11 protein-coding genes are annotated in these 16,582 nt (G+C 68.4%); all 11 read right to left on the reverse strand.

The window, feature by feature from the left end; translation table 11 throughout:
- Positions 1-49: 49 nt before the first annotated feature.
- Positions 50-1,192 (reverse strand): multiple monosaccharide ABC transporter substrate-binding protein, encoded by a 1,143-nt coding sequence (gene chvE / locus ACLQ29_RS10900; protein ID WP_393367309.1) that lies wholly within the window; start codon positions 1,190-1,192, stop codon positions 50-52.
- A gap of 417 nt (positions 1,193-1,609) precedes the next feature.
- Positions 1,610-3,286, reverse strand: a complete 1,677-nt coding sequence (locus tag ACLQ29_RS10905; protein ID WP_425771491.1) for a glycoside hydrolase family 27 protein — start codon at positions 3,284-3,286, stop codon at positions 1,610-1,612.
- 311 nt (positions 3,287-3,597) lie between these two features.
- Entirely contained in the window at positions 3,598-4,584 is a 987-nt protein-coding gene (locus tag ACLQ29_RS10910; protein WP_425771492.1) for a LacI family DNA-binding transcriptional regulator, read from the reverse strand.
- A gap of 414 nt (positions 4,585-4,998) precedes the next feature.
- Entirely contained in the window at positions 4,999-7,119 is a 2,121-nt protein-coding gene (locus tag ACLQ29_RS10915) for a family 43 glycosylhydrolase (protein WP_425771493.1), read from the reverse strand.
- 338 nt (positions 7,120-7,457) lie between these two features.
- Complete coding sequence (araA, locus tag ACLQ29_RS10920) at positions 7,458-8,960, reverse strand: L-arabinose isomerase (RefSeq protein WP_425771494.1); 1,503 nt, start codon at positions 8,958-8,960, stop codon at positions 7,458-7,460.
- Positions 8,961-8,986: 26 nt separating this feature from the next.
- Entirely contained in the window at positions 8,987-9,976 is a 990-nt protein-coding gene (gene yjfF / locus ACLQ29_RS10925) for a galactofuranose ABC transporter, permease protein YjfF (RefSeq protein WP_393367304.1), read from the reverse strand.
- Positions 9,973-11,043 (reverse strand): ABC transporter permease, encoded by a 1,071-nt coding sequence (locus tag ACLQ29_RS10930; RefSeq protein WP_393367303.1) that lies wholly within the window; start codon positions 11,041-11,043, stop codon positions 9,973-9,975. Before ACLQ29_RS10930 ends, yjfF begins: the two co-directional genes overlap by 4 nt.
- Entirely contained in the window at positions 11,040-12,581 is a 1,542-nt protein-coding gene (locus ACLQ29_RS10935; protein ID WP_393367302.1) for a sugar ABC transporter ATP-binding protein, read from the reverse strand. Before ACLQ29_RS10935 ends, ACLQ29_RS10930 begins: the two co-directional genes overlap by 4 nt.
- 190 nt (positions 12,582-12,771) lie before the next feature.
- Positions 12,772-13,770, reverse strand: a complete 999-nt coding sequence (locus ACLQ29_RS10940; protein ID WP_425771652.1) for an ABC transporter substrate-binding protein — start codon at positions 13,768-13,770, stop codon at positions 12,772-12,774.
- A gap of 139 nt (positions 13,771-13,909) precedes the next feature.
- Complete coding sequence (locus ACLQ29_RS10945) at positions 13,910-14,587, reverse strand: L-ribulose-5-phosphate 4-epimerase (protein WP_393367301.1); 678 nt, start codon at positions 14,585-14,587, stop codon at positions 13,910-13,912.
- Entirely contained in the window at positions 14,584-16,266 is a 1,683-nt protein-coding gene (gene araB / locus ACLQ29_RS10950) for a ribulokinase (protein WP_425771495.1), read from the reverse strand. The genes ACLQ29_RS10945 and araB overlap by 4 nt, the downstream gene beginning before the upstream one ends.
- Between the last annotated feature and the right edge of the window lie 316 nt (positions 16,267-16,582).

Raw genomic sequence — 16,582 nt, forward strand, 5'->3', positions numbered from 1 at the left:
TACGCCCAGACGTCGGGCCCGGCGATGACCGCCGGGCCCGACGATTGGCTTACTTCTTGGCCTGACCGGCGGCGACCTCTTCCGCCGTCCAGTAGCCGGAGTCGATCAGCGCGGTCTTGATGTCGTCCTTGTAGACCGTGACGATCGGGAGCAGGTACGCCGGGACGACCTTGACGCCGTTGTCGTACGTCTTGGTGTCGTTGGCCTGCGGCTCCTTCTTCTGCAGGAACGCCTCGGCGGCGTTCACGGCCTGGTCGGCCAGCAGGCGGGTGTCCTTGAAGACCGTGGAGCTCTGGACCCCGTCGTTGATCAGCTTGATCGAGGCGATCTCGGCGTCCTGGCCGGTAACCGGCGGGAGCTTCTTGGCGGCGGTGCCGTAGCCGGCGTTCTGCAGGGCGGTGATGATGCCCCGGGAGATGCCGTCGTACGGCGACAGCACACCGTCGACCTTCGAGCCGTCGTTGTAGCTGGAGGTCAGCAGGTTCTCCATGCGCTTCTGCGCGGTCTCCTGCTGCCACCGCAGGGTGGCTACCTGCTCGGGGGTGGTCTGCTTGGACTTGACGACAAGCGTACGGCTGTCGATGAACGGCTTCAGCGTGTCCATCGCGCCACCGAAGAAGTACTGGGTGTTGTTGTCGTCGAGCGAGCCCGCGAAGAGTTCGATGTTGAACGGACCCTTGGCCGTGCCCTTCGAGCCGTCCTTGTTCAGCAGGCCGAGACCGACGAGCAGCCCGGTGCCCTGCGCGACACCGACCTTGTAGTTGTCGAAGCTGACGTAGAAGTCGACGTTCTTGCTGCCGCGGATCAGCCGGTCGTAGGAGATGACCGGGATCTTCGCGTCGGCTGCGGCCTGCAGCTGGCTGCTGAGCGCGGTGCCGTCGATCGCCGCGATGATCAGGACGTCGGCGCCCTGAGTGATCATCTGGTCGACCTGCTGCGACTGGGTGGGGATGTCGTCGCCGGCGTACTGGAGGTCGACCTTGTAGCCCTTGGCCTCAAGCTTCGACTTCACCGCGTTGCCGTCGGCGATCCACCGCTCGGAGGTCTGGGTCGGCATCGACACACCGATGGTCAGGTCACCGGGCTTGTCGGCGCTCTTGTCGTCACCGCTGCCCGCACCCCCGCCACTGCACGCTGCCATACTCAGCGTCAGCATCACGCCGCCGAGAGCAACCAGGAATCTCCTGCCCACGGGCCTCTCCTCTCTGGACTCCCCCGTCGAGTGCCGGGGCCAAAACTGTCACCTTTCGGGGTAGTGTTAGCGCTCACATACGGCACGTCAACACTTGATCCGAAATACCGGTGTCACGGTCTCGTAACGGAGGCGTCCCGGCCGACGAGGCCACCGGCCGAATAGGCCCGGACCTGCGATCACGGCGACGAACTGTGACGACGCGGACGGCCGGGCGCGGAGGCCGCCAACGGCCCAGAACCGACGCGGACCGCCACCGGACCGGCCGGGCCTTCGCCCGACCAGGAATCGCCGCCGGGGCGGAATCGCCGGCAGACGCGACGGTGCCCGCGGACGACGGGTGTCGTCCGCGGGCACCTGGCGGGCGGTCGGATCAGGTGGGCTGCCGCGACCTGGTCGGTCGGCGGACCTGGTCGGCTAGCGCCGCGTCCACCGCTGGTTCGCCGCCCCGGTGCAGGTCCAGAGGAGCACCGTGGTGCCGTTGGCCGTGGCGTTGTTGTTGACGTCCAGGCAGAGGCCGGACTGCGCGTTGCTGATCGTGCCGTTGGTGTTGACGGTCCACTGCTGGTTGGCCCCGCCGTTGCAGTCCCAGATCTGCGCCTTGGTGCCGGGGGTGGCGTTCGGGGGCGCGTCCAGGCACTTGCCGAGCGACTGCAGGGTCTGACCGTTCGCGGTCCAGCGCTGGTTGGCGGCGCCGTTGCAGTCCCAGATCACCGGCTGGGTGCCGTTTGCGGTGTTGCTCGCCGGCACGTCGAGGCAGCGGCCGGAGGCGGCACTGGCGAACGCGCCCGACGTGCTCGGCGGCGGGGTGGTCGTGGGCGGCGGGGTCGTCGTCGGCGGGGTCGTCCCGCCGCCGCTGACCCGGTAGACCACGGTGCCGTGCGCCGGAACGCTGGCACTGATGGTCCCGGTGCTGGAGGTGCTGGCACCGGACCACGCCTCCACGAGCGTGAACGAGCTGCCGGACTTGCCGATGGCGGCGGCGGTCGTCGAGATCGTCGTCGTCGAGCCACCCTGGTTGAACAGGGCCACGGCGACATCACCGTTGGCCAGCCGCTTGGCGAGCACCCGACGGGTGCCGTCGAAGGAGACCTGCGCCCCCTGCAGCCCGAGCGAGTCCTGGTTGATCGCGATCAGGTTGGCGTTCTTCAGGATGGTCTGCGTCGCGGCGTTCATGTTCCGGACGTCGTTGCCGGCGATCAGCGGAGACGCCATGATCGCCCACATCGCGAAGTGGCTGCGCATCTCCGTGTCGTTCATCCCGCCACGGCCGATTTCCATCATGTCGGGGTCGTTGAAGCCGCCCGGCCGCGCGTACGAGGCCATCGGAACCGTCACGTTGATGATGTTCTGGATGCCCATCGGGTAGCCGTTGGTCTGCCCGGTGTCCCACGCGTTGGTGATGTCCTCGGTGGTACGCCACATGTTCGCCACGTCGCCCCAGTTGCGCTGCGGGCCGGTCTTGGCGTGGATGCTGTTGGAGTTGATGCTGTAGACGATCGGTCGACCGGTGGCGGCCAGCGCGTCACGCATCTTGGCGAAGGTGGTCACCTGGTCGTTGATGCTGCCCTCCGGCGAGCACCAGTCGTACTTGAGGAAGTCGACACCCCAGGCGGCGAACTGGCGGGCATCCTGAACCTCGTGGCCCCGGCTGCCGGTTGCCCCGGGGTAGGCGCCGAAGTACTGCGCGCAGGTCTTGTCGACGGGCACCTGGTAAAGGCCGAACTTCAGGTCCCGGGCGTGCAGGTAGTCGCCGAGCGCCTTCATCCCGCTGGGGAACCGACTGGGGTCGCCCTGGATGTTGCCGGAGCTGTCCCGATTGGGGTTGAACCAACAGTCGTCGACCACGACGTAGTTGTAGCCCAGGTCCCGCATGCCGCTGCTGACGATCGCATCCGCCGACTGCCGGATCAGGGCTTCGTTGATGTTGCAACCGAACGAGTTCCACGAATTCCAACCCATGGGAGGAGTGCGTGCCACCCCGTTGTCCAGTGCCTGCGCCACGGGGGCGTGGAGGCCGACCAGAGCGCCGGCGACCAGCACTCCAGCCGCTAGGGCACTCCCCCAGCGTCGACCTCGGGTGATGCGGTTCATCGAGCCTCCTTGTCGGTGGCGCCCGCCCGTGACTACGATCTGACTGGTGGGACGGAAGTTGGACGCCAATTCTTGTTAGCGTTAACAGAGACGTCCATCATGTTACGGCCAGATTTCACGAGGTTCAATACCTGCCCGGCAGTTGCATCGTCGCGCGTCGATGAAAAACGCACCGGTTCGATCGAGCTACGTCTTACCGACTGTGACGGCCGGATGGCGAAGAGGTGAGGTCGGCGCCGAGCAACCGCCCACCGTGAGCGATGGTGGGCGGCACCGACCTGATGCCCGGCAGCCTCGCGGCGGCCCGGGTCTCAGCGTTGCGGTGGCGCGACGCTCCCGCGGGCGACAAGGGTTGGTGCGATGGTCTGTCGCAACGCCCCGCCGGTGCCCGACTCGATCTGGGTCAGCAGCATCTGCAGGCTCGCCCGCGCCACGGCGTCGAAGTCCGGACGGACGGTGGTCAGCGGCGGAATGAAGTACGCCGCCTCCGGCACGTCGTCGAAGCCGACCACGCTGATGTCGTGCGGCACCCGCCGGCCGAACTCGTGCAACGCCCGCAGCACGCCCAGCGCGAGATGGTCGTTCGAGGTGAAGACCGCCGTGACCTCCGGCATCCTCGCCAACATCTGCCCGCACCGGTAACCGGATGCGGCGGACCAGTCCCCCGGCATCAGCGGCGGCGGGTCCACCCCGGCCGCCAGCAACGCCTCCCGCCAACCGTCGATGCGGCCGACGCTGTCGAACCAGTCGAACGGCCCGGAGACGTGCCAGACGGTGCGGTGGCCCGCGTCGAGCAGGTGCTGGGTCGCCGCCCGTGCGCCCGCCACCTGGTCGACAGTCACCAGCGGCACCGGCCGGCTCGGGTCACCGTCGACAGTGACAAGCGGGACATCCTGCGGCAGGTGTTCCAACGCCTCACCCGCCGACTCCACCGGCGCGATGACCACGATGCCGGCGACCCGGTGCGACAGGTGTCGCTCGACGGCGGCCGAGATGGAGCGGTGGTCCAGGTTTCGCACGCTGCCGACACTCACCGCGAAACCCTCTTCGGCGGCAGTCTGCTCCAACGCGGCCAGCATCGAGGCCGGACCGTAGAGCGTCGTGTTCTGGGCGACCACCCCGATGACCTGGGATCGGCCGGTCACCAGGGCACGAGCGGCGCCGTTGGGGCGGTAGCCGAGTTCGGCGATCGCCGCCCGCACCCGAAGCCGGGTCTGCTCACGAACGTTCGGGTGCCCGTTGAGCACCCGCGACACCGTCTGATGGGAGACACCGGCCAGACGAGCGACATCTGTCATCGCGGGACCGTGGACGGCCATTTCACTCTCCCCGCTACGTCTCCGGCCCGCGGCCCGTCGACGTCGACTGGAGCGGCCCGGCCCGATCCCCCTCGCTCAGCCACCACGCCGGTGCTGAATCCCAGGTGACCAGCGCTGAATCGCCGTCAGTCTACGCCAGCATCCGCTTCGAATACGGGACGGCTGTGCCCGGATGTGCTACGCATCGAAAGCCGCACAAGGCTTTTCCCGCGCTGAGTACGCAGCCAACAAGCGCGCGGCTGCGGGCGCGGTGGTGCGCCAACCTGCTCCACGCTCCTGGACAGAGCGTGGAGCAGGCCGACTGGAACATGACCAGGTGGCGCCGACTTCGTGTGCCGGCCAGGCCGGCGCTCGTCGACGCCACCTGTCACACCGAGCGCCGTGTGACTGGTGTCACGGTGTCGTCAGGTCGAAGCTGCGGACCGTGACCGCGCCGCCGAGTGCCGACGTCGCGTGGTTGAAGATGGCGAACCGGTAACCCATGAAGAACTGCCAGTTGTTCGCCAGGGTCAGGGCATTGCCGAACGAGGTGAAGTTGACCCCGTCCGTGCTGTACGAGAAGCGGGCCTGCCGTCCGGAGCCCGGTCTGATGTCGGCGTTGGCACGCAACCAGATCCGGCCACCGGAGACGGCGGTGCTCGCCACCTCACTGCCGGTGCTCGTGGTGTTCCAACTGCCGTCCATCGTGAGCCCGTTCTGCATGACCAGTCGGGTCGCCCCGTTGTCCCGTCGGACTCCGATCCAGGCCGACGAGTTGCGCAGCACCGCCAGGCCGGTCCGATCACCGTCGCGCATCGTGGAGTAGTCCAACTCGATGGTGGCGGTCGAGGTGGGGCCCTGGATCCGGTGGGTGAGCGTGTTACGCGCCTTGTACAGGTCGCCGGTGACGGTGGCGGTCTGCAGGTTCAGCCCGTTGTTGACCGACCACTTGCTGTTGTCGGGGTTGTGGTTCCACTCCCACTGCGGGCCGAGCGTGGTGCCGGCGAACGTGTCGGTGCCGGTGAGCGGCTTGACCGCTCGCGGCGGCGCGGGCAGGTTCGGCTTCGGGTACGAGGAGCCCCACGTGCCGTTGACCGTCTGCAGCACCGGCCAGCCGTCGCCGGTCCAGGTGATCGGAGCCATCGCGGGCATCCGACCACCGGGGTACGCGTCGACGAACGACATGTAGTACCAGTCGCCGTTTTGGGTCTGCACCAGCCCACCCTGGTGCGGCACGCCGCCACCGGAGATCGGGCCGGGCAGGTTGAGCAGCACCTGGCGCTGCTCGTACGGGCCGAACGGGCCGTTTGTCGACTTCAGCACGTACTGGCCGTTGGCCGGGCGGGTGAGCCAGATGTAGTAGGCGCCGTTGCGCTTGTAGAACCGGGCGCCCTCCAGCGTGCCGATGCTCGACGGCGTCTGGTAGACCTGCTGGGCGCGGACCTGCGACTTCCCGTCGGCGGACAGCTGCGCCACGCTGATCGTGCCGTTGCCGTACGCCACGTACATGGTGTCGTTGTCGTCGATCAGCATCCCGGCGTCGTAGTAGCAGTTGGGGATGGTGGTGTGCTTGGTCCACGTGCTGTCGACGGCGGACGCGGTGTAGATGTGCGTCTGCGCGAAGTCGATGCACCCGGCCCAGTAGTACGTCTTGTTGCTCGGCCGGTAGTTCAACGTCGACGCCCAGATCCCGTCGACGTACGCGTTGCCGCCGCTCATGTCGTACTTCGAGCCGAAGTCGAGCTTGGGCACGGAGTGACCGGCGAACTCCCAGTTGACCAGGTCGTACGAGCGCAGCACCGGCGCGCCCGGCGAGTAGTGCATGGTGGACGCCGACATGTAGTAGGCGTTGTCCACCCGGATGATGTCGACGTCGGCGAAGTCCTGCCAGACCACCGGGTTCGAGTACGTGCCGTTCGACGGGGGCGGCGTGGTGGTGGGCGGTGGCGTGGTGGGGTTGCCCCCGCCGTCGACGCGGACGAGCTGCCACTGCTGGTTGGTGCCGTTCCAGTCGGCGTACTGCACGATGTTGCCGCCGTCGGCGGTCGAGGCGCCCTGCACCTCCATCACCTTGTTGCTGTTGCGGTTGATCAACCGGACGTAGCCGCCGTCCGAGTCGGCCAACCGGAACTGCTGGTTGGTGCCATTGTTGTCGGACCACTGCACGATCGGCCCGCCGTCGGCGGTCGAGCGGCCGGAGACGTCCAGCACCTTGCCCGACAACCTCGACTTGAGCCGGTAGTAGCCACCGCCGGAGTCGACGAACTGCCACTGCTGCTGGTTGCCGTTGTTACGGGTCCACTGGGTGATCCGCGCGCCGTCGTTCGTGGCCATGTTGTACACGTCCACTGCCTTGCCGCTGTTGCGGTTCAGCAGGACGTACCAGGCGCTGGTGTCGACCGTAGCCGCTGACGCCGGCGACGAGGCGACGGCCGCAGCCGCGCCACCGACCACAAGCACCATCGCGGCGACGGCGAGTCTCGTAAGCCACCCGCGCCGTGGTGCACCCCGGGGAACCCGACCGATGGAAAGCATGATCCTCCTCTGCTGACGCGAACCGTGCGGTCTGGGTCGGCGTCCGCGGCACCGGGCGGGGCACCGAGCTGACCACGCCCGGCCATGTGATCGCTAACACCGGTTGCCCGACCGTCGCGGTGACGAGGTGCCGAAACCGCGGGGGTAGGACGCGCGCGCGGCCGGACCAGCCAACGACATCGACCATCTTGGCTATAGACTGTGAGCGATAACATGCTGTTAGTCAAGGCGTAACACAATCGCCTCGTGGCCCTGCTGGCAGACACGCGAACGGGTGGCCCACCCGGCCCGCAGGCCGGGATGGACCACCCGTCATGGACGCGGCCGGGCCGCGCGGGTCAGAAGCCGCGGGCCAGCCGGTAGTAGGCCTGGTTCCAGCGGATCTCGTCGGCGAAGCGGCGCGGCTTGGTGTCGGCGTCGATGACGACCAGTTCGGTACGGCTCATCTCGGCCAGGTCGTGCAACTCCTCCACGCCCACCGCCTGCGACAGCACCGTGTGGTGCGGCGCCCCGGCGGTGATCCACGACTCCGCCGAGACGGGCAGGTCGGGCCGCGGACGCCAGACGGCACGGGCCACCGGCAGTCGGCGCAACGGCTGCGGCGGCGTCACCACGTCGATCTCGTTGGCCACCAACCGGAACCGCTCGCCCATGTCGGCGAGCCCGAGCACCACCGCCGGGCCGGGCGCGGCGTCGAACACCAGCCGGACCGGGTCCTCCCGCCCGCCGATGCTCAGCGGGTGGATCTCCACGTTGGGCACGTCGGAGGCGATTGTCGGACAGACCTCCAACATGTGGGCGCCGAGCACCAACTCCTCGCCCGGGGTGAGGTCGTAGGTGTAGTCCTCCATGAACGACGTGCCGCCGTCCACGCCCACCGACATCGCCTTGAGCGTGTGCACCAGGACCGAGGTCTTCCAGTCGCCCTCGCCACCGAAACCGTAGCCGTCGGCCATCAGCCGTTGCACGGCGATGCCCGGCAGCTGACGCAGCCCCCCGAGATCCTCGAAGTTCGTGGTGAAGGCCCGGAACCCGCCCGTGTCCAGGAACGCGCGCATGCCCAGTTCCAGGCGGGCCGCGTACCGCAACGAGTCGTGCCGGTCGCCGCCGGGCAGCAGTTCGCCGCCGATGCGGTAGGTGTCCTGGTACTCCTTGACCAGGTCGTCCACCTGCGCGTCGGTGACCTCACCGACCACCTCGACCAGGTCGTTGACGCCGTAGGTGTTGACCGAGACCCCGAACCGCAGCTCCGCCTCGACCTTGTCGCCCTCGGTCACCGCCACGTCGCGCATGTTGTCGCCGAAGCGGGCCAGCCGCAGCGACCGCATCGCCGACCAGCCGAGCGCGGCGCGCGCCCACGCCCCGACCCGGGCCGACACCCGCGGGTCGCTGACGTGCCCGGCCACCGTCTTGCGGGCCACACCGAGACGCGTCTGGATGTACCCGAACTCCCGGTCGCCGTGGGCGGCCTGGTTCAGGTTCATGAAGTCCATGTCGATGTCGTTCCACGGCAGCAGCACGTTGGCCTGGGTGTGCAGGTGCAGCAGCGGCGTCTGCAACGCGTCCAGACCGGCGATCCACATCTTCGCCGGAGAGAAGGTGTGCATCCAGGCGATGACCCCGACGGCACCCTGGGCGGCGGCGTCCCGGCAGACCTGCAGGATCTCACCGCTGTTGGTCAGGACGGGCTTCCAGACCACCCGAGCGGGAATCTGCGGCGAGTCGTCGAGCGCGGCCGCGATCTGACGGGACTGCTCGGCGACCTGCCGGAGCGTCTCCTCGCCGTACATGCCTTGGCTGCCGGTGAGGAACCAGATCTCGGGTGCGTTTTGTGGTGCCATGGAGTTGCCTTCCGCGAGAGGGGCGGTCACTTGTAACGGATTCCGATGAGGCGCTGGAGAAGGATGAACGCGAACAGCAGGCCGCCGATCACGATCTTGGTCCACCAGGAGTTGAGGCTCCCATCGAAGGTGATGAGGGTCTGGATCACACCCAGGACCAGCACGCCCAGCACCGTTCCGAAGACGTAACCCGCGCCCCCGGTGAGCACGGTGCCCCCGATGACGACGGCGGCGATGACGTCCAGCTCCATGCCGACGGCGATCAGTGGCGCACCGGAGAGGGTGTAGAAGGACAGCAGGATCCCACCGATCGCGGAGCACAGGCCGCTGATCGTGTAGACGGCGATCCGGGTCCGCCCCACCGGCAGGCCCATCAGCAGGGCCGACTGGGGGTTGCCGCCGATGGCGTACACGTTGCGGCCCAGCCGGGTGTAGGCCAGCACGTACGCGGCGATGGCGAGCACGACGAACGCGATGAGCACGCTGATCGAGATGAAGTTGCCCTTGGGATCGCCGATCCGCTCCTGCGACATCCTGGTCCAGAACCCGTCGGTGATCGGGATGGACGCACCGGAGATCAACGTGCACATGCCCCGGGCGAAGAACATCCCGGCGAGCGTGACGATGAACGGCTGGATCTCGAAGAAGTGGATGGCGCAGCCCATCAGCAGGCCGAGCGTCGGACCGATGAGCAGGGCGATCACGAGCACCAGCGCCGCGGGCAGGCCCTCCTGGAGCAGCCAGGCCGACACCATCGCCGTCATCGCCACGACGGACCCGACCGACAGGTCGATGCCACCGGTGAGGATCACGAAGGTCATCCCGATCGCGACCACGAGCAGGAAGCCGTTGTCGATGAAGACGTTGAAGATGACCTGCACGTTGGAGAACGCCGTGTACTGCGACACCCCGATGCCGTACATCACCAGCAGCAGGGCGAGCGTCGCCAGGACCGGTATCTGCTTCCTCGGCAGCCGGAACCGGTTACGACCGGCGGTAAGCGTTCCAGTGGTCATGCCGGCACCTGCTCCTTCGGCTTGTCGGCGATGGCGGTGGGCGGTGCCGCACTGCGCCTGCGGCGGGCGAACTTGGCCCGGAAGGCCGGCGCCTGGATGAGGCAGACGGCGATGACGACGACCGCCTTGAACAGCAGTGAGGTCTGCGGCGAGATGTTCATGGCGTACACCGAGGTGGTCAGGGTCTGGATGATCAGCGCGCCGAGGATGGTGCCGCTCAGGAAGAACCGACCGCCGGCGAGGGACGTGCCACCGATGACGACCGCGAGGATCGCGTCCAGTTCCACCCAGAGGCCGACCGCGTTGCCGTCGGCGCTGGAGACGTTGGCCGTCATCATGAAGCCGGCGACCGCCGCGCAGACGGCGCTGACGACGTACGCGAGGAAGATGACCCGGCCGGAGCGGATGCCGGCGAGTCGGCTCGCCTCCGCGTTGCCGCCCACCGACTCGATGATCATGCCGAGTGCGGTGCGGCGGGTGAACGCCGCGACGAGCACTGCCGCGGCGAGCGCGATGAAGATGGCCAGCGGCAGGGTCAGCAGGTGACCCAGCCCGATCGCCCGGAACGGCCCGGAATTGATGGTGATGATCTGCCCCTGGGTGATCAGCTGGGCGAGACCCCGGCCGGCCACCATCAGGATCAGGGTGGCGATGATCGGTTGGATCCCGATCACGGCCACCAGCACCCCGTTCCAGACGCCCAGCACGAGCGCGACCCCCAACGCCATCGCGAGGGCGGTCAGCACCACGGTGAGACTGTTCTGGTCGGGCTGCTTGCTGATGTACATGCAGGCCATCGCGCCGCTGATCGCGCAGATCGAGCCGACCGACAGGTCGATTCCGCCGGTCGAGATGACGAGGGTCATGCCCAGCGCGACGAGGATCAACGGCGCGCTCAGCCGCAGGATGTCGATCGGCGAGCCGTACAGGTGCCCGTCCTTGAGTTCGATGGACAGGAACCCGGGCCGGTAGATCGTGTTCGCGGCGAGCATGACGACCAGCACGGCCGCGGGCCAGAACAGCCGGTGACCGGTGATCGTCCGGTAGCGGCTCATGGTGTCGCTCATCGGTCTGCCTCCTCGCGGTGGGATCCACTCGCGATGGTCTGCATGATGCGGTCGGCGTTGAGGCTGGCGTCGTTGGGGAGCTGTGCGACCATCTGGCGGTCCCGCATGACGGCCACCTTGTGGCTGAGGCGCAGCACCTCCTCCAACTCGGCGGAGATGAACAGCACCGCCATGCCACCGTCGGACAGTTGCGTGACGAGCTTCTGGATCTCGGTCTTCGCGCCGATGTCGATGCCCCGGGTCGGCTCGTCGAGGATCAACAGCCGTGGCTCGGTGATCAGCCACCGGGCCAGGAGCACCTTCTGCTGGTTGCCACCGGAGAGGTTGCGGACCGGCACCTCCGGGTCCGCGGGCCGGATGTTGAGCGCCTTGACGTACTTGTCGACAAGCTCGTCCTGACGACGACGCGGAATGGGCCGCAGCCAGCCGCGGGCCGCCTGCATCGCGAGGATGATGTTCTCGCGGACCGACAGGTCGGCGACGATGCCCTCGGCGCGGCGGTTCTCCGAACAGAAGCCGACGCCGTGGTCGATGGCCTGCGCGGGGGTCCGCAGGCTGCTGGCCGCACCGTCGACAGCTACCTGGCCGCCGTCGGTCCGGTCGGCGCCGAACAACAACCGTGCGACCTCGGTACGCCCCGAGCCCAGCAGGCCCGCCAGGCCCACCACCTCGCCGGCGTGGATGGTGAGGCTGAACGGTTCGACCGCACCCGCCCGCCCGAAGTCCGACACCGCCACCAGGGGGGTGCCCTCCTCCACCGCGGCCAGGTCGCGTCGGGAGTGCTCCTCGATGCCCTCGAGCACGTCGAGTTCCTTGCCGATCATCTTCTCCACGAGGGAGAGCTGGGGCAACTCGGCGGTCAGGTACTCGCCGACGAGTCCGCCGTTGCGCAGCACGGTGATGCGGTCCGCGATCTCGTAGACCTGGTCGAGGAAGTGGGTCACGAACAGGATCGCGATGCCCTCGTCGCGCAGTTGCCGCATGATGCGGAACAGCTGCGCCACCTCGCCGGCGTCGAGGCTGGACGTCGGCTCGTCCAGGATCAGCACCCGGGCCTTGATGTCGATGGCGCGGGCGATGGCGACCATCTGCTGGATCGCCAGCGAGTACGAACCGAGCGGCGCGCTGACGTCGAGGTCGAGGTCGAGGCGGTCGAGCAGGGCTCGGGCACGACGGCGGACCTCACCCCAGCGGACGGCGCCCAGCAGCCGGGGCTCACGGCCGATGAAGATGTTCTCCGCCACCGAGAGGTTGGTGCAGAGGTTGACCTCCTGGAACACGGTGCTCACGCCGGCCGCGGTCGCCTGCATCGGCCCGGTGAAGGACACCGGCTCGCCGTCCAGCGTGATGGCGCCCTCGTCGGTGTCGTAGACACCGGTCAGCACCTTGATGAGGGTCGACTTGCCGGCGCCGTTCTCGCCCATCAGGGCGTGCACCTCGCCGGGAAAAAGCCGGAAATTGACGTCGTGGAGTGCGCGCACCCCGGGAAAGGACTTGCTGATCCCGGTCATCGTCAGGACCGGACGGCTATCCGTCATCCCATCAGACCTCTTCTGGGGGTTGTCGACGCGGAAGGGCCGCTGCGCTCCCACCGCGCCCGCCCGGCCGCCCCTGCGGGAGGCTCGGGCGGGCGTGGCGCGGGTCATCGCGGGTCATGCCCGGTCCGTTCGGGTTTATGGGGCGACGAGGCGGGGCCGCCACGCGAGCGCGGCGACCCCCCGACGTCGATCAGTACTTGCGGGTGGGCAGAGCCTCCTTGGCCTGCGCCTGGGTGAAGGTGGTCTCCTCGGTCTCGATCCGAGCCGGCACCGTCTCACCCGCGTGGACCTTCTTGGCCAGGTCCATCAGCTGCGGGCCGAGCAGCGGGCTGCACTCCGCGATGAAGTTGAACTTCCCGTCGGCGAGGGCCTGCATACCATCCTTGACGGCGTCGACCGTGATGATGGTGATGTCCTTGCCCGGCACCTTGCCGGCGGCGGTGATCGCCTCGAGCGCACCCAGGCCCATGTCGTCGTTGTGCGCGAACAGCACGTCGATCTGCTTGTTGGCCTTGAGGAACTGCTCCATGACCTGCTTGCCACCGGCGCGGGTGAAGTCACCCGGCTGGGAGGCGATGATCTTCAGGTTCGGGTTGGCGGCGATCGCCTCACCGAAGCCCTTCTTCCGGTCGTTCGCCGGCGCCGCACCGGTGTTGCCCTGCAGCTCGACGATGTTCACCGGACCCGTGGCGGTCTTCTTCTGCTCGACCAGCCAATCACCGGCGAGCTTGCCCTCCTTGACGAAGTCCGAACCGAGGAACGTCTTGTACAGCGACTTGTCGGCCGAGTCGACCGAGCGGTCGGTCAGGATCACCGGGATGCCGGCGTCCTTGGCCTCCTTGAGCACGGTGTCCCAACCGGACTCCACCACCGGCGAGAAGGCGATCACGTCGACCTTCTGCTGGATGTAGTTGCGGATCGCCTTGATCTGGTTTTCCTGCTTCTGCTGCGCGTCGTCGAACTTCAGCTCGATGCCCGCCGCGGTCGCGGATTCCTTGATCGAGGTGGTGTTCGCGGTACGCCAGCCGCTCTCCGCGCCGACCTGCGAGAAGCCCATCGTGATCTTGCCGTCGTCCTTGGTGTCGCCGCCGCCGCCGGTGTCGCTGTTGCCGCAGGCCGCCATGCTGCCGACGAGCAGCACACTGGCGAGGACCGTGGCAGCGCGCCACGGAGCGGAGTGCATTCGCATCTTGCGCATCGAATCTCCTTGGCTCGGTGTGGTGGGGAACCGCGCCAACCGCCGATGTGCAAGGAGCGGCGTACGCGGGTGTTGCGTGCTGCTACTTCGGGGTGGTGCAGACCGGCGGGTCGGGTGTGGCCGCAGAGGGTCAGGAACTCGCCGGTGGGACTGGTTGTCGACCGTAGACGTTCTGGTAACGGTCATGAAGGGCGTCGATGTCGGCAGGCGCGATCGGCACCGGCTGCCCGAGCGCGCGGGCCAGGTGCGCCGTACGGGCCACGTCCTCACACATGACCGCGGCCTTGACCGCCGCGCGGGCGTCCCGGCCGATGGTGAAGACACCGTGGTTGCGCATCAGCACCGCGGGTGAGCGGTGCCCGGCGAGCGTGCTGACGATGCCCTTGCCGATGTCGTCGCCGCCGATCAGGGCGAACGGACCCACCGGGATCTCCCCGCCGAACTCGTCGGCCTGCGCCGTAAGATGGCAGGGGATCGGCTCGCCCCGCGCGGCCCAGGCGGTGGCGTACGAGCTGTGCGTGTGCACGACCCCGCCGACCTCGGGCATGGACCGGTAGACGTACGCGTGGGAGGCAGTGTCGCTGGACGGGGCGAACTCCCCCTCGACGAGGACGCCGTCGAGGTCGCACACCACAATCGTGTCCGCCGTCAGGTCGTCGTAGCTCACGCCACTCGGCTTGATCACCATGAGGTTCCGGCCGGGCACCCGCGCGGAGACGTTGCCGGCCGTCCAGGCGACCAGGCGGTACCTGGTGAGTTCGGTGTGCAGGCGGGCGACCGTCTCGCGCAGCTCGCTGATCGCTGTCACGCGACCACCTCCAGCGCGGCCTCCTGCGGGGACGCGGCGGTCTCGACCGCCGCGTTGCGGATCGCCCGCAGGCGGAGCATGACGTCGTTGCCGCCGCGACCGAAGTGGTCGTGCAGCGTGCGGTACTCGGCGTACAGGGCGTCGTAGGCGCTCGCCCGGTCCGGGTCCGGTCGGTAGACGGCCTCGTGCACCCGACCCATCGCCTGCGACGCCTCGTGGATCGACGGGAACTCACCGGCGGCGACGGCGGCGTGGATCGCCGACCCGAGCGCCGGACCCTGCGCGGACGCGATGATGTTCAGCGGCCGCCGGGTCACGTCGGCGTAGATCTGCATCAGCAGCGCGTTGTTGGTGAGACCACCGGCGATCACCAGGTCGTTCACGGGCACACCGGCCTCGACGAACGCCTCGATGATCATCCGCGTGCCGAAGGCGGTGGACTCCAGCAGCGCCCGGTAGATGTCCTGCGGCCGGGTGGCCAGGGTCATTCCGACGATCATCCCGCTGAGGTCGTGGTTGACAAGCAGCGAGCGGTTGCCGTTCCACCAGTCCAGTGCGATCAACCCGTGCGCGCCGACCGGTTGGCTCGCGGCCAGCTCGGTGAGCTGTTCGTGCGAGTCGATGCCGGCCGGGGCGGCGTGCTTGACGAACCAGCCGAAGATGTCGCCGACACCGCTCTGCCCGGCCTCGTAACCCCACGCGCCGGGGCTGATGCCGCCGTCCACGACACCGCACATCCCGGCCACCTCGGCGACCTGCGTGCCGTTGACGACGTGGCAGGTCGAGGTGCCCATGATCGCGACGAGTCGGCCGGGCTCCACGGCCTGCGCGGATGCCGCGGTGACGTGCGCGTCGACGTTGCCGACGGCCACCGCGATCCCCTCCGGCAGGCCGGTCCACGCGGCGGCCTGGGCGGTGAGCGCGCCGGCCCGGGCGCCGAGCGGCAGCAACGGGCCGTCGAGCTTGGTCACGAAGTCGCCGAAGTCGGGGTTGAGCGCGGTCAGGAAACCCTCGGACGGGTAGTGGCCGTCCTGGAGGATGCCCTTGTAGCCGGCGGTGCAGACGTTGCGGGTCTCGGTGCCGCAGAGCTGCCAGACGATCCAGTCGGCCGCCTCGACGAAGCGCTCGGCCCGGTCGTAGACCTCCGGGTCCTCCTCCAGGATCTGCAGGCCCTTGGCGTACTGCCACTCGGCGGAGATCTTGCCGCCGTAGCGGCCGATCCACGGCTCGGCCCGCTCGTGGGCAAGCGCGTTGATCCGGTCGGCGTGCGGCTGTGCGGCGTGGTGCTTCCACAGCTTGACCCAGGCGTGTGGCCGGTCGCGCAACTCGGGCGTCTCACACAGTGGGGTGCCGTCGGCAAGCGTCGGCAGCACCGTGCAGGCGGTGAAGTCGATGCCGATGCCGATCACCGCGGCGGGGTCCACCCCCGCGGCGGACACCGCCGCCGGAACGGCGTGGCGCAGCACGTCGCGGTAGTCGTCCGGGTTCTGCAGAGCCCAGTCCGGGGGCAGCGTGCGGCCTCCCGGAAGCGCCGTGCTGATAACGCCGTCGCCGTACTCGTGCACCGCGGTCCCCAACTCGGCACCATCACCGACACGGACCACCAGAGCTCGCCCGGACAGGGTGCCGAAGTCGACACCGACGACGTAGCGGTCGTCAGCTCCGTCCACACGGTTCATGTTCACCTCCACCGTTAACGGGGATAGTGTTAACGCTCACATCCAGCCTCGTCAAGACATCTAGGCGCAACAGCTCCGTAACGGAACGCGGAAGCCGGACCGACTCGGGCGCGTCGCTGGCGGACCGGCACAAAGCACGCGAATCCGGTGTCGGCCACCGATCGGGCAGTCGGGACGGGGGGCGTCGCACCGACCGGCCACCGACCGGGCGCCCCGCGACCGACCGGGCGACAGGTGCCGCACCACCCCCACCACGAGACGCCCGCCCGAGCACCGGCGCCTGATGATGTTGGCGATAACATCCCCGAGCCGGCGC

This window comes from Micromonospora sp. DT228 (genome assembly GCF_049841595.1).
In the GTDB taxonomy this organism is placed as follows: domain Bacteria; phylum Actinomycetota; class Actinomycetes; order Mycobacteriales; family Micromonosporaceae; genus Micromonospora.

What these genes read in the sequence shown, in the direction of transcription:
- ACLQ29_RS10915 (WP_425771493.1), bottom strand. Translation starts at nt 7,119, where the DNA reads ATGCTTTCCATCGGTCGGGTTCCCCGGGGTGCACCACGGCGCGGGTGG.
- ACLQ29_RS10930 (WP_393367303.1), bottom strand. Translation starts at nt 11,043, where the DNA reads ATGAGCGACACCATGAGCCGCTACCGGACGATCACCGGTCACCGGCTG.
- ACLQ29_RS10910 (WP_425771492.1), bottom strand. Translation starts at nt 4,584, where the DNA reads ATGACAGATGTCGCTCGTCTGGCCGGTGTCTCCCATCAGACGGTGTCG.
- araB (WP_425771495.1), bottom strand. Translation starts at nt 16,266, where the DNA reads ATGAACCGTGTGGACGGAGCTGACGACCGCTACGTCGTCGGTGTCGAC.
- araA (WP_425771494.1), bottom strand. Translation starts at nt 8,960, where the DNA reads ATGGCACCACAAAACGCACCCGAGATCTGGTTCCTCACCGGCAGCCAA.
- ACLQ29_RS10905 (WP_425771491.1), bottom strand. Translation starts at nt 3,286, where the DNA reads ATGAACCGCATCACCCGAGGTCGACGCTGGGGGAGTGCCCTAGCGGCT.
- ACLQ29_RS10935 (WP_393367302.1), bottom strand. Translation starts at nt 12,581, where the DNA reads ATGACGGATAGCCGTCCGGTCCTGACGATGACCGGGATCAGCAAGTCC.
- yjfF (WP_393367304.1), bottom strand. Translation starts at nt 9,976, where the DNA reads ATGACCACTGGAACGCTTACCGCCGGTCGTAACCGGTTCCGGCTGCCG.
- ACLQ29_RS10940 (WP_425771652.1), bottom strand. Translation starts at nt 13,770, where the DNA reads ATGCGAATGCACTCCGCTCCGTGGCGCGCTGCCACGGTCCTCGCCAGT.